The following is a 20,259-nucleotide window of genomic DNA, read 5'->3' as shown; positions in this document are numbered from 1 at the left end:
GACATACACGCAATAACTTAATCTTGCGATTACTCTTTAGTTAAAGTAGCCTTTAAATAAAGTGATTTCAATAAAAGTTTAGAAAACAACAGCAACTGTATTAGATCACATACATCACACTATATAATTAAGTTTGGGGATGCAATAATTTCGCTTTCGCGAAAGCGAGACCACAAAATATCTATAATACAAAAAAGCAGCTCTTATATAACAAAGAGCTGCTTTTTAAATTTAAATAAATCGTGATCTATAAATCGTACTTTAACTGTAGATATACATATCTAGGTTGCACAGTATAGAAACTAGTACTAGTAGCTATCTGTCCAAAAGTGTTTCTGTTCAAGGCCTCTGTGTTTAACAAGTTACTTGCCGCTAGTTTATATTCCCATTTAGAATCTGGCTTATTGTAATATAAAGCTGCTTCTAGAAAATCATAGTTGTTATCTACGTTTGCAGATGTATCAAAAAGATTCAAGTCATAATCTACATCAAAGAACCACGCTTTATTGATTTGCCAGTCTGCATTTAAAGTTATCGTTTGTGTCGTTGCATCATTTACCTGCCCACCGTTATCAGAGTTATTGAAAGCGATGTTATACCTTACATCAAAGTTTACTCCATCTTTATAATTACTTCTAAAACTTGCACCATAACTATGTGTTATGTTTTCTGACTCTGTAGCGTTACCGTTAAAGACGTTGTTAAATGTACTCCAACTTAAATTTGCATTTACGCTAGCTCTTATCTTACCAAATTCTCTAGAAAAACGTCCAAAACCAGTTGCACTTTCATTTGCAAAAGGTGAATTAATTAATGCACTTTCTTGATTAATTCCATCGATAACAATACTGTTTTGAATAGCGTCTGTCTGACGTGAATATGTTACTCCTGCATTAATGTTAGTATAATTAAACATGTTGAAGTTAAAATAGTTTAAACTAAAACGGTCATTAGTCGCTCCTGTCAATTGATTATTACCGCTAAATAATGCGTTATAATTATTAAAAATAGTTCCTAAAGCGTAGTTTTCTACGTCTGTAAAACTTACCGTCCTGCGGTAATCAAAATTGATATTCTCACTAGATCTTAATGCAAAACGCACATTAAAATCTGGAAGGATTTCTTCAAAATCAAGCTCGTTAGTATTACCTAACTGTGTATCTTCTATTTTATAAGAATGTGCTGTAACACCTGGTGTGATGGTAAATTTACCAGTGATAAATTTATAATGAATGGCACCGTATAAATCTCTGAACTTATAGTTCACGTCGTTACCAAATTGTGCATCAGTAAGATCATTGCGACTACCGTCATCTAGTATCTGAAAGATGCTAGTATTATAGTCTTGATTTACTATCGAGGTACCTACTGTAAAGTTAACATTACTCTTCTTATTTAATACTCTCCAAAAATCTGCCTTAGCATCTAGCTTAGTGCTTTCTACCAGTTTCTCCTGGTTAATGTCATAAGGATTTGCTTCATCCAGACCTAATGTTCCTGTAAATGGCTCGATATCGTTATCAGCATTATCTACCTCAGGATCTAATATGGCATTATAAAAAGGATCTTCTTCTGCATCAACATACCTACCTTCAAATGCAAAAATGTTTTTCTCACTTTGAGTGTAATATAAGTTAACAGATTGATCTATAGTAATCGGTTTTTGAGATTCATTTTGATCTATATCTCTAACTACACCTTCTTGTGCAGATGTGAAGTCATTGAACTGACTCACATCACTTAAATTAATTTGTCCATCATATTCCAGAGAGAAATCTGCATTAGGTTTATAGTCTGCACCTAATTTAAAAAGACCTATTTGATTGCGCTGGAAAGAACGGTCTTCTGTATTTTCTTGAACACCACTTTCTGTAAAAGTTCTACTAGCGATAGTTTCTTGCTCTGTATCTACACTAGATAAGATAGCAAACGCTTCTATATTCAGTTTTTTATTTACCGCCCATGATCCATTAAAGGCACCAAATTTACTTTCTATCTCTTTGGCTCTATTAGCTTGTAAATTTAGTAAGCCACCTGCTCCAGCACCTATATCGATAGAAGAACCTGTACTACGAGTATTACCTCTATTAAAACCTACAAAACGTCTATACTCTTGAAAGGTGAATGATTGTAATCCTAAATTATTAAAATCTGTAAGTATGTTAAGTGATACATCTTCACTGTAATAAAAAGCTTTGGGCTTTGCCTGATATCTTAACTCATCACCACCTTCACCTAAAGCGCCAGTAATCTCTCCAAACCAGAAATTCTTCTTTCCTTCTTTTAATCTAATATTGATAGCTATACGGTCTTCATCATTACCTAGCCCTTTTAATTGACTTACGTTATTGTAATTTTTAAGAACCTCTACTTTACCTACTGCGTCTGCAGGAATGTTTTTTGTAGCAAGTCTAGAATCTCCTGCAAAGAACTCTTTACCATCTACCATTACTTTTTCTACTGTCTTACCTTCTACTTGTATATCACCATCTTCATTAACCTCTACACCAGGTAATTTTTCAAGTACGTCACCTAGTTTACGTTCTGTACCATTTGTAAAACTATCGCTGTTATAAACTATGGTATCACCTTTTATAGAAACCGGCATATCATAAACTATGTTTACAGCGTCTAATGTATTTTCATCTTCATACATGACATAATTTCTTACTAGATCACCTTGAACATTTCTCACAGTGTCTTCAATCGTTTTTAATCCTAAGAAAGATACTTTAAGTACATATGTACTATCTTTTTTAAGACCTTGCAACTGGTATCTACCAGCGTCATTTGTAATACCGAAACCACCTAGGTTTTTGTCTTTCTGATAGGCAATCACATTTGCCATTTGTAATGGCGTACCTGTACTATCCACAACTACACCTGATATTTTAATGGATTGTGCGCCTGCTAGAGAAAGCAGAAAGCAAGCCATAAGAGTTAAGAGTAATGTCTTTTTCATGTTAAGTTTTTTGATTAAAAAAAAGCGAGAATAATGGTTAGGTTACTCTCGCAAAAGTTTTGATATAAGTGTTATTTATCCTCTCCCACGACCGCCGCCACCGCCACGACCACCACGACCGAAACGCTCTGACATTTCTTTCATCTTTGCATTAAAAAGAACGTTGTACTCTTCTTCATTAGTTTCCTTACCTTTTGTAGCAGGTTTAATCTCTTCCTTATCTTCTGGGTTCACTACTATTTTACTACATAGTAAGGTAGTTTTACCTGAGTTAACTTCTAATATTAAACCAGGTAAGCCAGCATACTCTGCAGGACCATGTTGTACAGGAATTTGAGGTGTAAACCAGGCTACAACCTCTATTTGATCAACTTTCTCAGCTACTTTTTCCTCTTTTTTATCGTCACTAGAATTGTTGCGTCCACGTCTTCTAAAAGCAGAAAAATCTAATTCATTGTTGTTTTTAACAGCAGTTGCTTTAATGGCCTGATACTGACCTATCATTCTAGTCTCTCCAGTAATTTTCCACTCTAGATTAGGGATACTATCTTTTATCAAGAAAGTTTTACCCATCATATCGCGTTGCTCTATCCACTCACCATCTTTAAGATTCTTGTACTTTTCACCAGCCATAGCTGTCCCTAAAAAGTTTCCAGGGCCACGACCGCCACCTTGTCCAGGTGCAGAAAGTTCTTTCTCTTCTTTATAAGTAGATTCATTACGATTAAATTTAAGTACAAAAGTCTTTTCATTAAAAGCCTTCATTCTTTCCTCAAAACGCTTTTTTTGTTGTGGAGATGCATCTTCTGGTAAGAAACTAGTGTCGGTTTTAGTCTTAGACATATAAGTTGCCTCACCATAAAAATCTTGTGCGCTCAGCACACCAGTGAAGATTATAGCAATGATTAATAATACCTTTTTTTTCATGATCGTATAATTTGATTATCAGCTGTTAAACAGTTAGCCAAATCTTAGACGTCCAAAAAAAACAATAGTTTCATGTTAAGATAAGTTTAACACAGTGCCTAGTGCGTCTCGATAAAAACACCACCACTGCCGCTTTTAAAACGTTCTCTCATTTCTTTTGCCTTTTTATCTCTTAGTTTGTTGAATTTTTCAGTAGATATCTCTTTTCCTTTTCTAGGTTTTTTAATTTCAAAACCTTCAGGATTCATTTCTATTTTATTACATAAAATAGTTATCTCTCCTTCATTGAGTTCTAGTATTAAACCAGGTAATCCTTGATAAATTCCAGGACCATTACTTATAGGAATATCCATAGTAAACCATGCGGTTACTACGTGTTCTTTGTCATCTACCATGTTTAATAAACTTGTAGATTCTTCTTCACTCTGCTCTTTCTCTTCTTTAGGAAAAGTATAGGTTGCTTTCATCGCAGTATACTTACCTATCATTTTAGTCTCTCCAGTCACTTTCCAATCTAGTTTTTCAATTTTATCAGTTACGAGAAATTCCTTTCCTTGAATGTTATCTTCTCTTAAAAAGGTTTGCGCAGTAAGATCCTTGTAAGTAGTACCATAAGTATCTCCATTACCACTCATTTCAATGGTCATACTCATACCATTTACTGGTTTCTTAGGTGCAGCAAGTTTCTTTACTTTTTCATAAAGCGACTCTGTACGGTTAAACTTGAGAGTAAATTCTGCCTCACCAGCTTTTTTCATAGCCTCTTCTATCATCTCTCGCATAGCAGGCTCTAGTTTTGCCATTTGAGTGCTATCTTCAGATTGTTTCATAGTCATTTTACTTTGGTAATGGGCGATACCAGTAAAGTCTTGCTGTGCTTGTACTGTGTACGCTTTCGCGAAAGCGAGAACGACAAAGAATAACATACTTAGATTAAATCGTTTCATGTAGTTGGTTTTTAATTAGTTATTCAAATATCAACTATTTTTATAGTTGTCAGGGTTAAGTTGCGTTAATATATGTTAATCGACTTCTATGTATAGTAGGAATAGCGCACCTTTGAAATTATGAATGATAGAAAATATCACTTTCTTCTAGTTTTAATAAGTGTTGTTATTGCTACTACCCTAGCAATTCAACTGTACTGGAATTACAACAACTTTCAAGAATCAAAAAAAAATCTGGTTACTGACTTGCAGAAGAGTCTAGACCAAAGTGTTGATACTTATTATGAACAGCTCGTTAAGGATAATAATGTAGGTATTATCGTAAAACAGACGACTAATCGTAAGAAAGAATTTGACAAACTTTTTAGTAACGTAGATAGTTTAGGTTTTCTGTTAGAAAACAGACCTACTAATGAAATGAGTGAAATTTTCATTACTCAAGGTGGTGATATGGCTAGTTTAAATGAACTAGAACCTATGAAGGATCTGTGGAATTTCCCTAACTATGAAATTCAAAAACCTGATGGTGATTATATTCCTGTAGAAACCTTTTTTACAGACCGAGTTAATTTACCTAGCACCATGTTTACCCTTACTGCAAAGGTGGTGAGAAGTCTACAAGAAAAAGAAATGAATCTAGAAAGACTGGACAGCCTTCTTAATACCCATCTTGTAAATAGAGGTCTAGATGTAGAGTATGAATTTAAAGTTGTAGAGACAGACGAAAATAATTTTTTATTAAAAAGTATCGACAAAAACGTTCTTAGAGCAAATTCTCAATTAATAAGACGTGGGGATGCGTTGTTATTAAATTACTCTAGTCTGTCCCCTAACATTTATAAACTAAACCTAACCGGTATTTTATTAAGCGCGCTTCTTATCGCAGCAGTTGTTCTCTGTCTCTTTTATCTATTACAGATAATTAAAAAACAAAAAGCTCTAGGAGAGATGAAAAACGATCTCATCTCTAACATCACACACGAGTTTAAAACACCTATCGCTACTGCGAGCGCAGCACTAGAAGGTGTCCAAAGTTTTACAAATAGTGGCGATCTCGATAAAACCGATCGGTATTTAAGTATGGGTCGCGATCAGTTACTAAAATTAAATGGTATGGTAGAGCGTATACTAGAAACTGCCACACTGGACAGTAAAGATCTTATGCTACAAAAAAGTGCTTTTGAGATTAATGAATTGATAGATGTAATTGTTAAAAAACATCAAAATCAAACTTCTAAAAAAATTACATTTAACGAGTTAGATAAAAACATCACCATTACTGCCGATGCTTTTCACCTAGAAAATGCCATTAATAACCTTATAGATAACGCAATAAAATACGGTGGTGACCAGATAACGGTAGACTTAAAAAACAATTCTAATTCCACTATTATTACTGTTAGTGATAATGGACAGAACTTAAGTAATAAAGATGTAAAACTTATTTTTGACAAGTTTTATCGAGTAGGAAAAGGAAATCGACACGATGTAAAAGGATTCGGTATCGGTTTATTTTATACTAAATCTATTATAGAAAAACACAACGGTACGATAACTGCTGCTGCACAACCACAAACCACTTTTAAAATCACGATGCCTCATGAATAAAAACACCACCATAGACATTATCCTAGCCGAAGATGAACCTGCATTAGGAATGATCGTAAAAGAAAGTCTAGAGACTAGAGGTTTTAGTGTACGACATAAAGAAAACGGTGCACTAGCACTAGATGCTTTTCATGAAAAACAACCAGACATACTGGTACTAGATGTAATGATGCCGCAACTAGACGGTTTTGAACTTGCTAAGAAAATACGCGTAGAGAATGAAGAAATTCCTATTATTTTTCTAACCGCAAAATCTCAAACAGAAGACGTTCTAGAAGGTTTTCATGTAGGTGGTAATGACTACCTTAAAAAACCCTTTTCTATGGAAGAACTTATAGTGCGCATAGAAAACCTATTGAGTAGACAGACGGTTCAAAAAACCGCTGCTATTTATGAACTAGGCGACTATTCTTTTAATTTTCCAAAACAACAACTTACTTATAAAGAAGAGGTTACTAAATTGACTCATAGAGAATCACACTTGTTATACCACCTAGTTTTAAAGAAAAACAAAGTACTGGACCGTACTTTTATTCTTAAAAAATTATGGGGTAATGACGATTTTTTCTCTGGCCGTAGTATGGATGTATTTATTACTAAGTTGAGAAAAAAACTAGCGCAAGACGACCAGTTAGAAATAGTTAACGTGCGTGGTTATGGATATAAATTAATGGCGCCATAGTAATTATCAGAATACTTATTGCTTTTGCGGCGATCTAAATTCAGCCAAAAATGACCTATTTAAAAAGTCTTCTTACCATCAAACCGTGGATTTGGTTTTCAATATTTGTTCTCTATAGTATTCTAGGCAATGCATTTCCTATATATGTACCTATTTTTCTATTTCTATTGACATCTTTCTTCACTTATTGGACTCTGGGTGTAGGAACTGAGCTTCATGGGAAATTGAGAGACAATAGTATGTTAAGATTGAAACGTTTTAAATTTCAGATAGGATTTGCCATTGTGATTATATTAATAGCTTTATCGTTAGTTATAATAGGACAAAACATTCTAGCTGAATTTATTAATGATAATAGTTGGATTTTGTGGATAATTATACCAATACATTTTCTTACTATGTTCTTTATGTTTCACACCATATACTTTCTCTCAAAGTGTATCTCAGTTTTAAGAAATGAAAGAGGAAACGTCTACTGGTATATGCTTGGTTTTTGGTTTTTCCCAATTGGAATTTGGATTATTCAACCTAGGATCATTAAATTGATTAATAAAGAAGATTGATAAAATCATATTATAAAATCCGTTACATAGTTGTACTTTGCTTTTATGAAATGGATATTCTTTTTACTTTTTATAAGCTCGCTTTCCTGGGCCCAAAAAACAGATCAAGGTTTTAATCTCACGGCAGACTCTTTCTATGGTCTTGATGATTTTGGCGCTGTTTATTATGGTAAAAACGATGCCTTTTTCAAGAAAAACGGTAAAGAGGTCACACAATTCTATGACCTACAATTAGGCGATTTAACTGAGGTAGATCTTATCAACCCATTAAGCATTTTATTATTCTATAAAGACACTCAGACCATAGTTTTACTAGATAATAGGCTTAATGAAAAGCAGCGTATTCTTTTAAATCAACTAACACCTAGCAGATTTATAGAACACGCTAGACTAGCCGGCGAGCGCCATTTATGGTTACACGATCTGGACCAGAACCGTCTAGAGTTATACGATTACATTAATAACAAGACTCTAATAAGCACTGCTGTTTTAAAAGAAACTACATCTCAATTATACAGTGATTATAATTTTTGTCATGTGCTGAGTGATCACTCTATAGAAACATTTAATTCCTACGGTAGTAAAACCTCTTCCCTAGCTATAGAAAATACCACACTTATAGATTATGATTTTGAAAGTCTAGTTATACTTAAACAAGGTATAATTAAGGTTTATAAGTTAGATAAAACGTTCCGCTTTCGCGAAAGCGAGATCGCAACCATCACCATCTTAGAAAAGGACATTAAAACCCTTTATCTAAAGGGCGGAAAACTTTATCTTTGGCATGATAAACGTGTGGACGTTTATGAGATCAATCCTGTTAAGAAATAAAGATGCATATAGCCGTTGCCGGAAATATAGGTGCTGGTAAAACTACCCTAACTAACTTACTTGCAAAACATTATAAATGGACACCTCAATTTGAGGATGTTTTAGAAAACCCATATCTAGAAGATTTTTATCAAGATATGGAACGCTGGTCCTTTAATTTACAGGTCTATTTCTTAAACAGCCGTTTCCGTCAGGTGCTGGATATACGCGAGAGTGGAAATAAAATCATCCAAGATCGTACTATTTATGAAGATGCAAGCATATTTGCACCTAACCTACATGCGATGGGATTGTTATCTCAACGTGATTTTGATAATTACAGTTCCTTATTTGACCTTATGGAAAAGGTAGTTGCGGCCCCTGATTTATTGATCTATTTGCGCAGTTCTATACCTAATCTAGTGAGCCAAATTCATAAACGTGGTCGCGATTATGAAAACACGATCTCTATAGATTACCTAAGCCGCTTAAACGAGCGCTACGAAGCATGGATTCATGGTTATGATAAGGGTAACTTATTAATAATCGATGTAGATGATATCGATTTTGTAAACAATCCTGAAGATCTAGGTGGTATTATTAATAAAATTGATGCCGAGTTAACTGGGCTTTTTGCTTAAAGATTAAAGATATCTGATTAACGATTGGAGATTTTTGATTTGTTCACTCTTGTGAAAAGAATATATTAACAAAGCCTGTTCTAAATATTAGAACAGGCTTTGTTATAAATAAGTATTCAAGTATTAATACCCTACTTTACTACGTACACGTTTTAATACATCATTTGCGATATGGCGTGCTTTAAAAGCACCTTCTTCTAGTGCCTCATCTATTTCATGTCTATTATCCATAAGATAGTTATAACGTTCTCTGGCATCTTTGAATCGGTCACAAAGTGCTTCAAAAAGCGCTTGTTTTGCATGTCCATAACCATAGTTACCAGCCTCATAGTTATTGCGCAATTCCTGTATCTTTTGCTCTGGTGCAATTAACTTATATAATGCAAAAACATTACAAGTTTCTGGATCTTTAGGTTCTTCTAAAGGTGTACTATCTGTCTCTATGGACATACACTGTTTACGCAATTTTTTATCGGTCTGGAATATATCGATATAATTGCCTCTAGACTTACTCATCTTTTCTCCATCAGTTCCTGGAATAAGCATTCCATCCTTTTGAATCTTTGCTTGAGGTTCAATAAAAGTTTCTCCCATCTTATTATTAAATCTTCCAGCAACGTCTCTAGTAATCTCAAGGTGTTGTAATTGATCTTTTCCTACAGGAACGATCTCTGCATCATATAATAAAATATCTGCAGCCATTAACATAGGATAGGTAAAAAGACCAGCGTTTACGTCTTCTAGACGGTCTGCTTTATCTTTAAAACTATGCGCTAGAGTTAGCCTTTGAAATGGGTAGAAACAAGCAAGGTACCAGTTTAATTCTGTTACTTGCGGTATATCACTTTGTCTATAAAAAACGGTTTTATTGATATCTAGACCACATGCCAGCCATGCTGCTGCTGTAGAATAGGTGTTTTCTCTTAATAAATCTCCGTCCTTAATCTGTGTCAAGGAATGCATGTCTGCAATAAAAAGAAAAGAATCGTTTTCTTCATTTGTAGACATTTCAATCGCTGGTAAAATTGCTCCTAGAAGGTTTCCTAAGTGCGGTGTTCCAGTAGATTGAACGCCAGTAAGTATTCTTGCCATTGTTTTTAATTGAGGATCAAAGATAATTAGTAAAAAGCGATCAACACAATGGAAAGGACGTTAAAGCTTTATAAAATATCATGAGGGCAATTATTTTAAGTAGATCCATAGAAATAGATGTCCATAAAGTCATAAATTCTTCTATTTTTGATTCCTTGAAATGGATGCGCTACATATTGATGCCTTTATACCGAGTATGGTTTTACATTTTAATGGGTGTACCTATTATTATTATGTTTCCCTTACTGGTACTGCTTACTATTTCAGAAAAAACGTATCATTTATTCTTTAAGGTAGCTCGATTTTGGTCGGCAATAATTATCTATGGAATGGGTTTCTGGCCAGTTATTAAGCGTGCCCAACCCATGAAAAAGAATCAAAGTTATATGCTGGTTGCCAACCACACGAGTATGACTGACATTATGATGATGTTGTTGATCTCTAAAAACCCTTTTGTCTTTGTAGGTAAAAAAGAGCTTTCTAAGATTCCTGTTTTTGGTTTTTTCTATAAGCGTACTTGTATTCTAGTGGATAGAAAAAATCCTAGAAGTAGAAAAGAGGTTTTTGATCGTGCTAGACAGCGCATGCAAGATGGTGTTGGGATTTGTATCTTTCCTGAAGGCGGCGTTTCTGACGATTTAAATGTGGTTTTAGATCCTTTTAAGGATGGTGCATTTAGACTAGCCATAGAGCATCAAATACCTTTATTACCAGTTACTTTATACGATAATAAAAAACGATTTCCTTTCCACTTTTGGGGAGGTAGTCCTGGGATTATGAGAGCAGAAACTCATGCTCCAATGGAGACAGTAGGCATGAAGGTGATGGAGGATAAGGCACGCTTTCGCGAAAGCGTAAGAAACATCATTCTTCACTCTCTAGAAAAGGCTTAAAATAGAAAAACCGCTCCATGGCACGGAAACGGTTTTTCATCATCATTGCAAAAATTGAGTTTCAATAACCAACCTCAATATTCTTCTTTTTCTTTTTCACTGAAATCTTAACTAGCTCACAATGACTGCTAGTGATTTAAAATTTTAATGCCACACCACTTTGTACCCCAATGGTATAGGGTTTAAAGTCTGCAACGTTATTTCTTAAGGTACTTAATTGATATTTAAATGTAGGTTCTATAAACACACCTAATTTAGATGTAAAGTCATAGCTTAATCCTAATCCAAAGTTTGCGCTCTGGTTGAATTCATTAAAATTACCATCCTCACCTAGTTCTAATCGCTGATTATCATTTTGAACAGTCACCATATTATCTGTTAGAAATAAAGCGCTCATACCACCTAATACGTTTACCTTAAATTTGTTGTTTATCAAACTGTATCTAAGTTCTAACGGTACTTCTATGTAACCTAATCGTTGAGAAAGCTCTCCTTTAAAGCCTTGTAACTGACTATCTACTAACTCTTGCACTGCAAAACCAGTATCTAAAGCATCATTAGAAAGTGGGCTAGCATTAGTCACCACTGCACTCGTTATAGCACTAGAAGAATAAGCCTGTGGAAGAAACTGACCGCGACTGGCTATGTCTACATTTACCTGATAATTAACATCTTGTGTGCTATAAGTCATGTTTACTTGATTAAGACCGGTTCTTACACTCCATCGAGGAGAAATCTCATAGCTTAATCCTATACCATAACTCAGGTTGAGCCCTTCATCGCGATTATTATCGATTACTTCACTGTTTATAGCACTACCACTTAAACTGTTGGAATAAACAGGCCCTACTTGTGTACTTGCTGCCCATTTTCCTTTAAACACAGCTACATTTAAACTGTCTTCTTTTTCTTCTTCTGCTGCTATTTCTTCTAGAGTAGGTAGTTTTTTCTTAATGGAATCTACTGCTGCGACAGCACTGTCTAAGGCATCTTTATTTAGAATGTCGTCTACTTTATTCTTAGAACTATCACTAATACCTGCTTTCTTACCAGCGGTATTCAAGCCCGTAGAATTATTTTCTGTGATCGCATTTACCTTGTTAGAATTGTCATTTACTACATGAGAATTATCACTTTGAGTTGCTAAAACAGATTGATTATTATTTTGAGCAATAGGAGTTTTATTATATCTATCATTAGCTCCAGTTCTGGACGGACTGGAATATGTATTTATTACCGTATTTTTATTTAAATCACTCTTAGTAGAAGAATTACCAGCAGTTAATAAATTACTCGATTTTTTAGGAGCGTTTATTTGAGTCTCTGTTCTCGTATCACTAACAGGGTTTTCATTTAAATTATTTAAACCGTTTTGCTCAGAATCAAGATCCTTAGTTACTAATTGTACATCCTTAATTGATTCTTTGCCATCAAGTGTTGTGTCTACACTATTATCGACATCTTTAGTTTCTGTTTTTATTTGAGAATCATTGCTCTTTCTTACTTTTTCTTGAGTGTTAACAATAGGTAAACTGTCATTAATTAAGCTATCGTTATCTACACCAGTGTAAATGAATGTAAATAATATAGCTAGTCCAGCAGCTACACCACCTAGAATCCACCATAATGGAATAGTTTTTTGCTTTTTATTATGACCTATTTCTTGGCCAATATTATCCCAGACCATAGCAGGTGGTTTCACCTCAAAGTCTTTAAAACCTTCTTGAAAAAGTCTATCTATATTTTTCTTTTCACTCATAATTAGCTGGCGTTAGAATTATGCGATTCTCGCCATGATTTAACCATTATTTGCAGGTTTTGCCTTGCTCGAGCAAGGTTAGATTTTGATGTACCCTGGGTAATCTTCATCATATCTGCTATTTCTTTATGACTGTATCCATCCATTACATACATGGTAAAGACCAGTCTATATCGTTCTGGTAACTGCTGTACCATAAAAAGTAACTCTTTAAGTGGTACGTCATCAGACTCTTCTACCTCAACGGCTTCTACATCTTCTATTTGATCTTCATTAACTAAGTCAAATACTTTTGTACCTCTATACCTTTGCAAGGCTGTATTTACCGTTATTCTTTTACACCAGCCTTCAAAAGAACCTTTAAATTTAAACTGATCTATTTTTTTAAATATGGTTATAAAAGAATCTTGCAAAATGTCTTGTGCCTCTTGCTCGTTAGGAGCATATCTTAAGCAGGATCCATAAAGCTTAGGCGAGAACATTTCATACAGTTCTCTTTGGGCTTTAGGATCATTTTTTTGACATAATGAAACTATCTTTTTATAGACCACACTTTAAAATTCAATCATTCTTCTACAGGTATTGTATATTCTAAATAAATAGGTTGGTTATTTACATCAAATCCGGTAAAGAATTTAAATACATAAGTCCCATTACTTGCTGCTAAAAATCTTAAATTTTGTTCTGTTCTAACTACCTCATCAAGACAATTACCGTTACTAACTGATGCTACCACGGTAATGACTCTTTCGTTTAAGTTAGAATCTACTTCAAAGCCTGCAAAGTTCTGACAGTTATTAGTAAAATCAAAAGTGACAGGAATTACATGCACATCACCGAAGGTAAACGCTTGTGGCAGCTCTACACTTTCTACAGCTAGCGCTTCATAATTGATGATAGCATTGCTATTACCATCATCTATGCTACAACTATTAAGGGTGATTATTGCTAGTGCAAGAATCATAATAAATTTTAATCTCATCTTCATTTTCAGTATTATACATTATAGATGCTCACTTATATAAAAGGTTGCGTCTAGTTATAAAAAAAACCGCTTCTTTTTAAGGAGAGCGGTTTTAAAGTTTATAATAGGTAAAAGACTAGTTACTTATAGCCTTTATAGAATCCATAATTTTAACTTCTAACTCTTCTACTAGATCTGGATTATCCTTAAGAATAGTCTTAACAGAGTCGCGACCTTGTCCTAGTTTAGTATCTTCATAAGAGAACCATGAACCAGCCTTATTGATGATTTCATAATTAACACCTAAGTCGATAATTTCTCCTAGTTTAGAAACACCTTCACCGTACATGATATCAAATTCGGCCATTCTAAACGGTGGTGCTACTTTATTCTTTACCACTTTTACACGAGTCTTGTTACCTAACACGGCACCACTACTATCTTTAATTTGTGTAGATCTTCTTATATCTAGTCTTACAGAAGCGTAAAATTTCAAGGCATTACCACCAGTTGTAGTCTCTGGATTACCGAACATTACACCTATTTTCTCACGTAACTGATTAATAAATATAACCGTACAGTTAGTTTTAGAAATAGAACCTGTAAGTTTTCTTAGTGCTTGTGACATTAAACGAGCATGAAGACCCATTTTACTATCTCCCATCTCACCTTCTATCTCACTTTTAGGAGTAAGTGCTGCTACAGAGTCTACTACTATTATGTCTATTGCTCCCGAGCGTATTAGGTTATCTGCAATTTCTAGAGCTTGTTCTCCATTATCTGGTTGTGAAATAATTAAATTATCCAGATCAACACCTAGCTTCTCTGCATAGAAACGGTCAAAAGCGTGCTCAGCATCAATAAATGCTGCGATACCACCTGCTTTTTGACATTCTGCTATTGCATGTAAGGTTAAAGTTGTTTTACCAGAAGATTCTGGTCCATAAATTTCAATAACTCTACCTCGTGGATAACCACCTACACCCAAAGCTGCGTTTAAGGCAAGTGAACCAGTAGAAATAGATTCTACCTCAACAACTTGCTTATCACCCATTTTCATTACCGTTCCCTTACCGTAAGCCTTATCCAGCTTATCAAGGGTTAATTTAAGGGCTTTTAATTTTGCTTCTTTCTCTTTATCGTCTGCCATTGTAATTATTTTAGGTAAAAATACGGCCTAGATAAAGTAGAAACAATAGGATAGAGATTAGGTTATTAACGATGTTTATAAAAGTTCCGCTTTCGCGAAAGCGAAACTAATATCCAACTAGGAAACATAAAAAAAGGGAAATCTTGAATTAAGACTTCCCTTTTTTTATTATCAATTGAATAACTTAAGATTATTTTTTTGCTCTTAATTTTGCTACTCCTATACCGATTGCTGCACAAAGTGCTAGTAAAAGACCAGGAATGGGTGCTGCGTCAGTAACATCTTCTTCAAAACCAGGAGCTTGCGCATGAACTATTGTTCCTACTAATATAAAAACTGCTAAAACTAAATACTTGTTATTTTTCATTTTCCCTATTTTTTAAATTTAAAATTATCTTTCTCGTTACCGTTTCCATCCCGTTTGAGATGTTTAATATATAAAGTCCACTTTCTAAACTAGAAAGGCGATCTAATCTAATGGTATCATTAGAATTACTATTGAAGTCCCTAGAAATCACTTGCTGACCTAATGTATTAAATAAAGTCACTTGCACCTTTTCTTCTGTAAGAGAGCCTAAAGATATATAAATTAAGTCACCATTTACAGGATTAGGGTACACATTTATCGAATTAGTAAACAAATGATCATCATTCCCTAACGTTGATCTTTGAAATACTATTTCAAATCTAGCTGCATTTATACTTTGAGCGTCATTTACCGCTTTCCATGTTTTATGATTAAAATCGGCCTATAATACATACCAACTTTTAAAATCCCCTTAACCATCTCAACTAAGTTGTTGTTAGTTGTTTCAAAAAATAAAAGTCACTTTCTTATCAGATCAAAACAACTTATTTCATAGATGATTTTATAATATAATTCCGCTTTCGCGAAAGCGGAACAACAATAAATAGAACGGCATAAAAAAAGGGAATCTCATTACAAGATTCCCTTTTCTAAATAAATTAAATGTGTAAACTACATTCTTACTCTTTTATAAATTTCAAAGTAGATTGAGAATTACCATTAACTACTTTCACAAAGTACATACCTGTAGAAAGACTAGAAATATTATTAATATTAATTGTATTACTTACTTGGTCAAAAGATCGAGTCATTACTTGCTGTCCTATAGAATTATAAATAGCAACCTCTAAAGAAGGTGCACTAGAGCCATTCATATTTATTGTTACCACATCGCCATTTACTGGATTAGGGTAAAGAGATAAATTATTTTCAAAAACATCTTCATTACCAGCTGTACCATCTATAATGAATCTACCTACATGAAAATCATAATCTTCAAAATCATCTGCTACCCCATCGCTAGCAAGAAATGCAAACTGAACTGTACCGCTATAAGAACTTAAATCAACAGTTGCTCTTGTACCATCTACTGCAGGCTGGTTTGCAACCGTCCATGTTAGTAAAGAAGTCCATGTAGTACCACCGTCTGTAGTTATAAGTAAATCTACCTGATCATCAGATCCCATAGTATCTGGAACGCTTGTACTATTCCAATTAGTTACTGCCACCTCTACAGTAAGTACGTCATTACTCGTACCTGTCATGTCATATTGTTCAGAAATAAGCCACTCTCTATCTGTATCACCTGCAAAAATATTAATTGCATTACTAGGTATAGAAGTTCCAGCAAAATCAACATAAGATCTAGCTCTCCAGTCTGAAGTACCGAATCCTGAAGGACCACCTACTATCTCACCATTACCAGCCTCATCCCAACAACTATTAGGAACATTTATGGTAAAGTCTGTTGTATAAGGGTATGAAGAAACCACCCCACAAGCTGTAGAGAAGATTAAAGGTGTAGGATTCCATGAACCTTGATCACCATTAGCACAAACTTCTCTTACATATAAAAAATACTCTGTATTTCCACTAAGTCCCATTATTGTATAGGTAACATTAGGATTTACTCCTGCAACGTCAGACCATACTCCTGTAACAACTGGCGTTGCTGTAGCTGTAGACATCAACGCATATTCATAAGTACCTGCACTCATAGCATTACTACTATCAAAATTAATAATAGCATCTGTTGCGGTAGCGCTTACTAGCGTGAGATTTGCAGTATCTGGACAGCTAGGTACTTCTCTTACTTGAAACTTACTTACATGAAAATATACATCCTCAGCATCATCTACTGAACCTTCATCTCCTAAAAACGCAAATTGTACATTACCAGTAATTGCAGATAAATCGTAAGTGATTTCTTCACCTATGTCTGTAGGCACAGTTCCTTGTACCCAGGCTTGCATTTCGGTCCATGTAGTACCGTTATCAATAGTCATTAATAAACTCACTCTATCATCAGAACCTAAGTCTGCACCAGAACCGCTAGTACCTCCTTCAGTTAAAGCTACGTACACATTTAATTCACTAGGTGCGGCAGTAGATAAATCAAAAGTAGGTGATATAATCCAGTCACTTCTAGTCGCTTGCCACATGTTAATTCTATTACTAGATGTACCATTATGATTTGAAGAAGTCCAAGTACCAGCACCAATATCAGAAGGTCCAGTAGTCATATTCCCACTATCTGCCTCTTCCCAGCAGCTAGGAACATTTACAGACATATCAGCATTATAATCAGGAACAATCGCAATACAAGCTGTCGTAAAACTATAAGGTCCTGAATATTCACTTGTGTCACCACCAGCACAATCTGCACGCACATAATAATCATAAGCCGTCTCAGGCATAAGGTTTGTTGCCATAAAAGGATTAGATACCCCAAAATCAGTTGGAGTTCCTGTTGGTGTAAATCCATCAACTCCTAACTCTACATCCCAAGATGCTTCTCCACTACCACCAGATACCCAAGATAACATAGCCGTATTAGTCGTTATATTAGAAACGGAAAGATTATTAGGTGATAAACAGGTAGGCCCCTCTTGAATACATATATCTGTAGTCCCAGTAAGACCTGCAGTAGTACTATCTTTCCACATCACAAGCTTATATATACTACCAGGCGTTAAACCTGTAATAATATCACTTGTAGTAGTTGCAGTACTCTCACAAACTATCTCAGCACCACCACATGTATCAAACAGAGCAAATTCCATTGTAGTACTAGAATTAATAATTACCGACCCAACAGATGGAGCAGTAAATTCAAACCAAGCTCCTGTATTTACACCAAAAGTATCGCAGCTTGCAGCAGTAGTACCTATATCAACTGTAGTTGCAAAATCTAAAGTATATGGAGTTGCAGCACTGCAATCTACCTCAACATTCAATGCTAGAGCAGTTGAGCAAGTATCTCCAAAGCCAGGCACTCTAAAAGTAAATGGCCCTGTATAAACACTACTTCCTGCTGCTGCACAGTCAGATCTTAAATAATAATCATAGCTATTTCCTGAAATAAGATTAGTTGCGATAAATGGATTTGACACACCTATATCCGTTGGAGTTTGAGTAGGTGTAAATCCAGCTGCACCCAACTCGATATCCCATAAAACCTCACCACTAACGCTAGCAGTCCATGATAATTCTGCCGAGTCTGTCGTATTTGACACAGCAGTTAAACTAGTAGGAGGAGAACAAGCTGGTGGATTAGGTACAACTATCATAAAAGAAGCTTCTAATTCATCTGCTGGCGTTTCCCAAGAAGAATCACCATCTACATCATTACCGTCATCTGGCGATACACCACCATTATTACCTATAGAAGTACCATAAGCAGTAACATCTATGGTCGTACCATCCCACGAGTCATCATATCTATCATAACAGTTCACCCAGTAGGTACCAGGCGCTATAGTAACATCTTGATTAATAACTCCTTGTCCATTTCCATAAGTCCCATCACCTTGACCCCATATTTGAGTTCCTGCACCGTCTGCCATGTCGGTTATACTAACCCATTTTTCTGTACCACAACAAACATCTATAGTTGTTGTTATATTAATAGTAGACTGTCCTTGAGCAATAAGTCCAAAGGTGAATACTACCATAGTTGTTAAGAGTAATTTTAATTTCATATAATTTTGTTTTAGATTCTAGAGTAATTTCTAGGGTTAAAAAGTACAGTTAATTTAAACCCTATCTCAAAAACTAGTATTAAGTAGTTGAAATGACCCTTTTAACAGACCAAATACTGCTTTTAGTCTTTTATTAATTCTCAGTATCTTTGCGCAAATTTTCAACACATAAACTGTTTATAGCATGCAACTGTACAACAAACTAAGTGCTGAAGAAAGACGTGTATTAATACGCGAGGCTGGAAAAGAACGCCTTACCATATCTTTCTATCAGTATCACCAGATCGGTAACCCACAACTTTTTAGAGATCATCTATTTCTTCACTGGCATCCCATGGATGTTCTAGGGAGAATTTATGTCGCTCATGAAGGTATTAATGCACAACTATCTGTTCCTGGAGATCGTTTTGAAGAATTTAAAACCTTTTTAGACGGTATTGATTTCTTAGAAAACGTACGTTTAAATATCGCAAGAGAGCACGATAACGAGAGCTTCTTAAAACTCAAAGTAAAAGTGCGTAAAAAAATAGTCGCAGACGGACTTGAGGACCAGAGCTTTGACGTTACTAATAAAGGTATACACGTAGACGCGACTGCTTTTAATGAACTTATCGACGACCCTAATACAGTTCTAGTGGATATGCGCAACCATTACGAGTCAGAAATAGGCCATTTTAAAAATGCCTGGACTCCAGATGTGGACACCTTTAGAGACAGTTTAGATTATATAGAAGATAAACTTAAAGACCATAAAGAAGACAAGAAGCTAGTCATGTATTGTACTGGTGGTATACGTTGTGAAAAAGCTAGCGCTTATTATAAACACAAAGGCTTTAAGGACGTTTACCAACTAGAAGGTGGTATTATAGAATACCACAGACAGGTAACTGAACAAAATCTAGAGAATAAATTCAGAGGTAAAAACTTTGTCTTTGACCACAGACTTGCCGAAAAGATAGGTGATGAGGTTATCTCTAACTGTCATCAATGTGGTGCACCTTGTGACACACATACTAATTGTGAAAATAACGCCTGCCATTTACTATTTATTCAGTGCGATTCTTGCAAAGAGAAGTATGAAAACTGTTGTAGTGAAGAATGTAATGATATTATTAAGCTGCCTTATGAAGAGCAAAAAGCTTTGAGAGCAGGACATTACAACAGCAATAACATTTTCAAAAAAGGCCGCTCAGAAAAGCTGGCTTATAAGAAATAGCTTAAGAAATTTAAATTAAGATTTTACTAGTTCCGCT

The 20,259-nt window shown here is 34.9% G+C and carries 17 protein-coding genes; 6 read left to right on the top strand and 11 right to left on the bottom strand.

Going from position 1 to position 20,259, the window contains the following annotated elements:
* Positions 1 to 247: 247 nt before the first annotated feature.
* The 3 genes from ACJJVN_RS13015 to ACJJVN_RS13005 all read right to left on the bottom strand — a co-directional run bounded on the left by ACJJVN_RS13015 (position 248) and on the right by ACJJVN_RS13005 (position 4,836).
* Positions 248 to 2,962, bottom strand: a complete 2,715-nt coding sequence (locus tag ACJJVN_RS13015) for a carboxypeptidase regulatory-like domain-containing protein (protein ID WP_405378584.1) — start codon at positions 2,960 to 2,962, stop codon at positions 248 to 250.
* A gap of 75 nt (positions 2,963 to 3,037) precedes the next feature.
* On the bottom strand, positions 3,038 to 3,889 hold the full coding sequence (locus ACJJVN_RS13010; protein ID WP_405370059.1) for a GLPGLI family protein: 852 nt from the start codon (positions 3,887 to 3,889) through the stop codon (positions 3,038 to 3,040).
* A gap of 98 nt (positions 3,890 to 3,987) precedes the next feature.
* Entirely contained in the window at positions 3,988 to 4,836 is an 849-nt protein-coding gene (locus ACJJVN_RS13005) for a GLPGLI family protein (RefSeq protein ID WP_405378582.1), read from the bottom strand.
* 120 nt (positions 4,837 to 4,956) lie between these two features.
* On the opposite strand from ACJJVN_RS13005, the gene ACJJVN_RS13000 reads away from it, so the two are divergent.
* The 4 genes from ACJJVN_RS13000 (at position 4,957) to ACJJVN_RS12985 (ending at position 9,140) form a co-directional block, all read left to right on the top strand.
* On the top strand, positions 4,957 to 6,444 hold the full coding sequence (locus tag ACJJVN_RS13000) for a sensor histidine kinase (protein ID WP_405378580.1): 1,488 nt from the start codon (positions 4,957 to 4,959) through the stop codon (positions 6,442 to 6,444).
* Positions 6,437 to 7,126, top strand: a complete 690-nt coding sequence (locus ACJJVN_RS12995; RefSeq protein WP_405370062.1) for a response regulator transcription factor — start codon at positions 6,437 to 6,439, stop codon at positions 7,124 to 7,126. The genes ACJJVN_RS13000 and ACJJVN_RS12995 overlap by 8 nt, the downstream gene beginning before the upstream one ends.
* Before the next feature lie 608 nt (positions 7,127 to 7,734).
* Positions 7,735 to 8,520 carry a hypothetical protein gene (locus ACJJVN_RS12990; protein WP_405378578.1) on the top strand — a complete coding sequence of 262 codons (786 nt, stop codon included), beginning with the start codon at positions 7,735 to 7,737 and terminating at the stop codon, positions 8,518 to 8,520.
* 2 nt (positions 8,521 to 8,522) lie between these two features.
* Positions 8,523 to 9,140, top strand: a complete 618-nt coding sequence (locus tag ACJJVN_RS12985) for a deoxynucleoside kinase (protein WP_104514283.1) — start codon at positions 8,523 to 8,525, stop codon at positions 9,138 to 9,140.
* A 123-nt stretch (positions 9,141 to 9,263) separates the two neighbouring features.
* Here the strand turns inward: ACJJVN_RS12985 and trpS are convergent, their stop codons facing one another.
* The gene (trpS, locus tag ACJJVN_RS12980) at positions 9,264 to 10,232 is read right to left on the bottom strand and encodes a tryptophan--tRNA ligase (RefSeq protein WP_104514282.1); all 969 of its coding nucleotides are present in this window, start codon (positions 10,230 to 10,232) and stop codon (positions 9,264 to 9,266) included.
* Positions 10,233 to 10,444: 212 nt separating this feature from the next.
* On the opposite strand from trpS, the gene ACJJVN_RS12975 reads away from it, so the two are divergent.
* Entirely contained in the window at positions 10,445 to 11,125 is a 681-nt protein-coding gene (locus ACJJVN_RS12975; RefSeq protein WP_405379256.1) for a lysophospholipid acyltransferase family protein, read from the top strand.
* Between the two features lie 136 nt (positions 11,126 to 11,261).
* Here ACJJVN_RS12975 and ACJJVN_RS12970 read toward each other — a convergent pair whose 3' ends face one another.
* From ACJJVN_RS12970 to ACJJVN_RS12940, 7 genes are all read right to left on the bottom strand, one after another.
* On the bottom strand, positions 11,262 to 12,884 hold the full coding sequence (locus ACJJVN_RS12970) for an outer membrane beta-barrel protein (protein ID WP_405378576.1): 1,623 nt from the start codon (positions 12,882 to 12,884) through the stop codon (positions 11,262 to 11,264).
* A 2-nt stretch (positions 12,885 to 12,886) separates the two neighbouring features.
* A complete protein-coding gene (locus ACJJVN_RS12965; protein ID WP_405378574.1) occupies positions 12,887 to 13,435 on the bottom strand; it encodes an RNA polymerase sigma factor in 549 nt (182 codons plus the stop codon).
* 14 nt (positions 13,436 to 13,449) lie between these two features.
* Entirely contained in the window at positions 13,450 to 13,872 is a 423-nt protein-coding gene (locus tag ACJJVN_RS12960; RefSeq protein ID WP_405378572.1) for a hypothetical protein, read from the bottom strand.
* 112 nt (positions 13,873 to 13,984) lie between these two features.
* Entirely contained in the window at positions 13,985 to 14,998 is a 1,014-nt protein-coding gene (recA, locus tag ACJJVN_RS12955) for a recombinase RecA (RefSeq protein WP_104514277.1), read from the bottom strand.
* A gap of 190 nt (positions 14,999 to 15,188) precedes the next feature.
* Positions 15,189 to 15,365 carry a hypothetical protein gene (locus ACJJVN_RS12950; RefSeq protein ID WP_405378570.1) on the bottom strand — a complete coding sequence of 59 codons (177 nt, stop codon included), beginning with the start codon at positions 15,363 to 15,365 and terminating at the stop codon, positions 15,189 to 15,191.
* The gene (locus ACJJVN_RS12945; RefSeq protein WP_405378568.1) at positions 15,355 to 15,618 is read right to left on the bottom strand and encodes a T9SS type A sorting domain-containing protein; all 264 of its coding nucleotides are present in this window, start codon (positions 15,616 to 15,618) and stop codon (positions 15,355 to 15,357) included. Before ACJJVN_RS12945 ends, ACJJVN_RS12950 begins: the two co-directional genes overlap by 11 nt.
* Positions 15,619 to 15,985: 367 nt before the next feature.
* Positions 15,986 to 19,006, bottom strand: coding sequence for a T9SS type A sorting domain-containing protein (locus ACJJVN_RS12940; RefSeq protein WP_405378566.1), 3,021 nt, complete (start codon positions 19,004 to 19,006; stop codon positions 15,986 to 15,988).
* Positions 19,007 to 19,190: 184 nt separating this feature from the next.
* Here ACJJVN_RS12940 and ACJJVN_RS12935 point away from each other — a divergent pair, with 184 nt between their 5' ends.
* Entirely contained in the window at positions 19,191 to 20,222 is a 1,032-nt protein-coding gene (locus ACJJVN_RS12935) for a rhodanese-related sulfurtransferase (protein ID WP_104514275.1), read from the top strand.
* The last annotated feature ends 37 nt before the right edge of the window (positions 20,223 to 20,259 follow it).

This window comes from Nonlabens sp. Asnod3-A02 (assembly GCF_045063755.1).
GTDB classification, from domain to species: domain Bacteria; phylum Bacteroidota; class Bacteroidia; order Flavobacteriales; family Flavobacteriaceae; genus Nonlabens; species Nonlabens xylanidelens.
This window is presented reverse-complemented; position numbering and strand designations above follow the sequence as displayed.

Coding starts and splice junctions, on each gene's coding strand:
- ACJJVN_RS13015 (WP_405378584.1), bottom strand. CDS start 2,962: ATGAAAAAGACATTACTCTTAACTCTTATGGCTTGCTTTCTGCTTTCT.
- ACJJVN_RS13010 (WP_405370059.1), bottom strand. CDS start 3,889: ATGAAAAAAAAGGTATTATTAATCATTGCTATAATCTTCACTGGTGTG.
- ACJJVN_RS13005 (WP_405378582.1), bottom strand. CDS start 4,836: ATGAAACGATTTAATCTAAGTATGTTATTCTTTGTCGTTCTCGCTTTC.
- ACJJVN_RS13000 (WP_405378580.1), top strand. CDS start 4,957: ATGAATGATAGAAAATATCACTTTCTTCTAGTTTTAATAAGTGTTGTT.
- ACJJVN_RS12995 (WP_405370062.1), top strand. CDS start 6,437: ATGAATAAAAACACCACCATAGACATTATCCTAGCCGAAGATGAACCT.
- ACJJVN_RS12990 (WP_405378578.1), top strand. CDS start 7,735: ATGAAATGGATATTCTTTTTACTTTTTATAAGCTCGCTTTCCTGGGCC.
- ACJJVN_RS12985 (WP_104514283.1), top strand. CDS start 8,523: ATGCATATAGCCGTTGCCGGAAATATAGGTGCTGGTAAAACTACCCTA.
- trpS (WP_104514282.1), bottom strand. CDS start 10,232: ATGGCAAGAATACTTACTGGCGTTCAATCTACTGGAACACCGCACTTA.
- ACJJVN_RS12975 (WP_405379256.1), top strand. CDS start 10,445: ATGGGTGTACCTATTATTATTATGTTTCCCTTACTGGTACTGCTTACT.
- ACJJVN_RS12970 (WP_405378576.1), bottom strand. CDS start 12,884: ATGAGTGAAAAGAAAAATATAGATAGACTTTTTCAAGAAGGTTTTAAA.
- ACJJVN_RS12960 (WP_405378572.1), bottom strand. CDS start 13,872: ATGAAGATGAGATTAAAATTTATTATGATTCTTGCACTAGCAATAATC.
- recA (WP_104514277.1), bottom strand. CDS start 14,998: ATGGCAGACGATAAAGAGAAAGAAGCAAAATTAAAAGCCCTTAAATTA.
- ACJJVN_RS12950 (WP_405378570.1), bottom strand. CDS start 15,365: ATGAAAAATAACAAGTATTTAGTTTTAGCAGTTTTTATATTAGTAGGA.
- ACJJVN_RS12940 (WP_405378566.1), bottom strand. CDS start 19,006: ATGAAATTAAAATTACTCTTAACAACTATGGTAGTATTCACCTTTGGA.
- ACJJVN_RS12935 (WP_104514275.1), top strand. CDS start 19,191: ATGCAACTGTACAACAAACTAAGTGCTGAAGAAAGACGTGTATTAATA.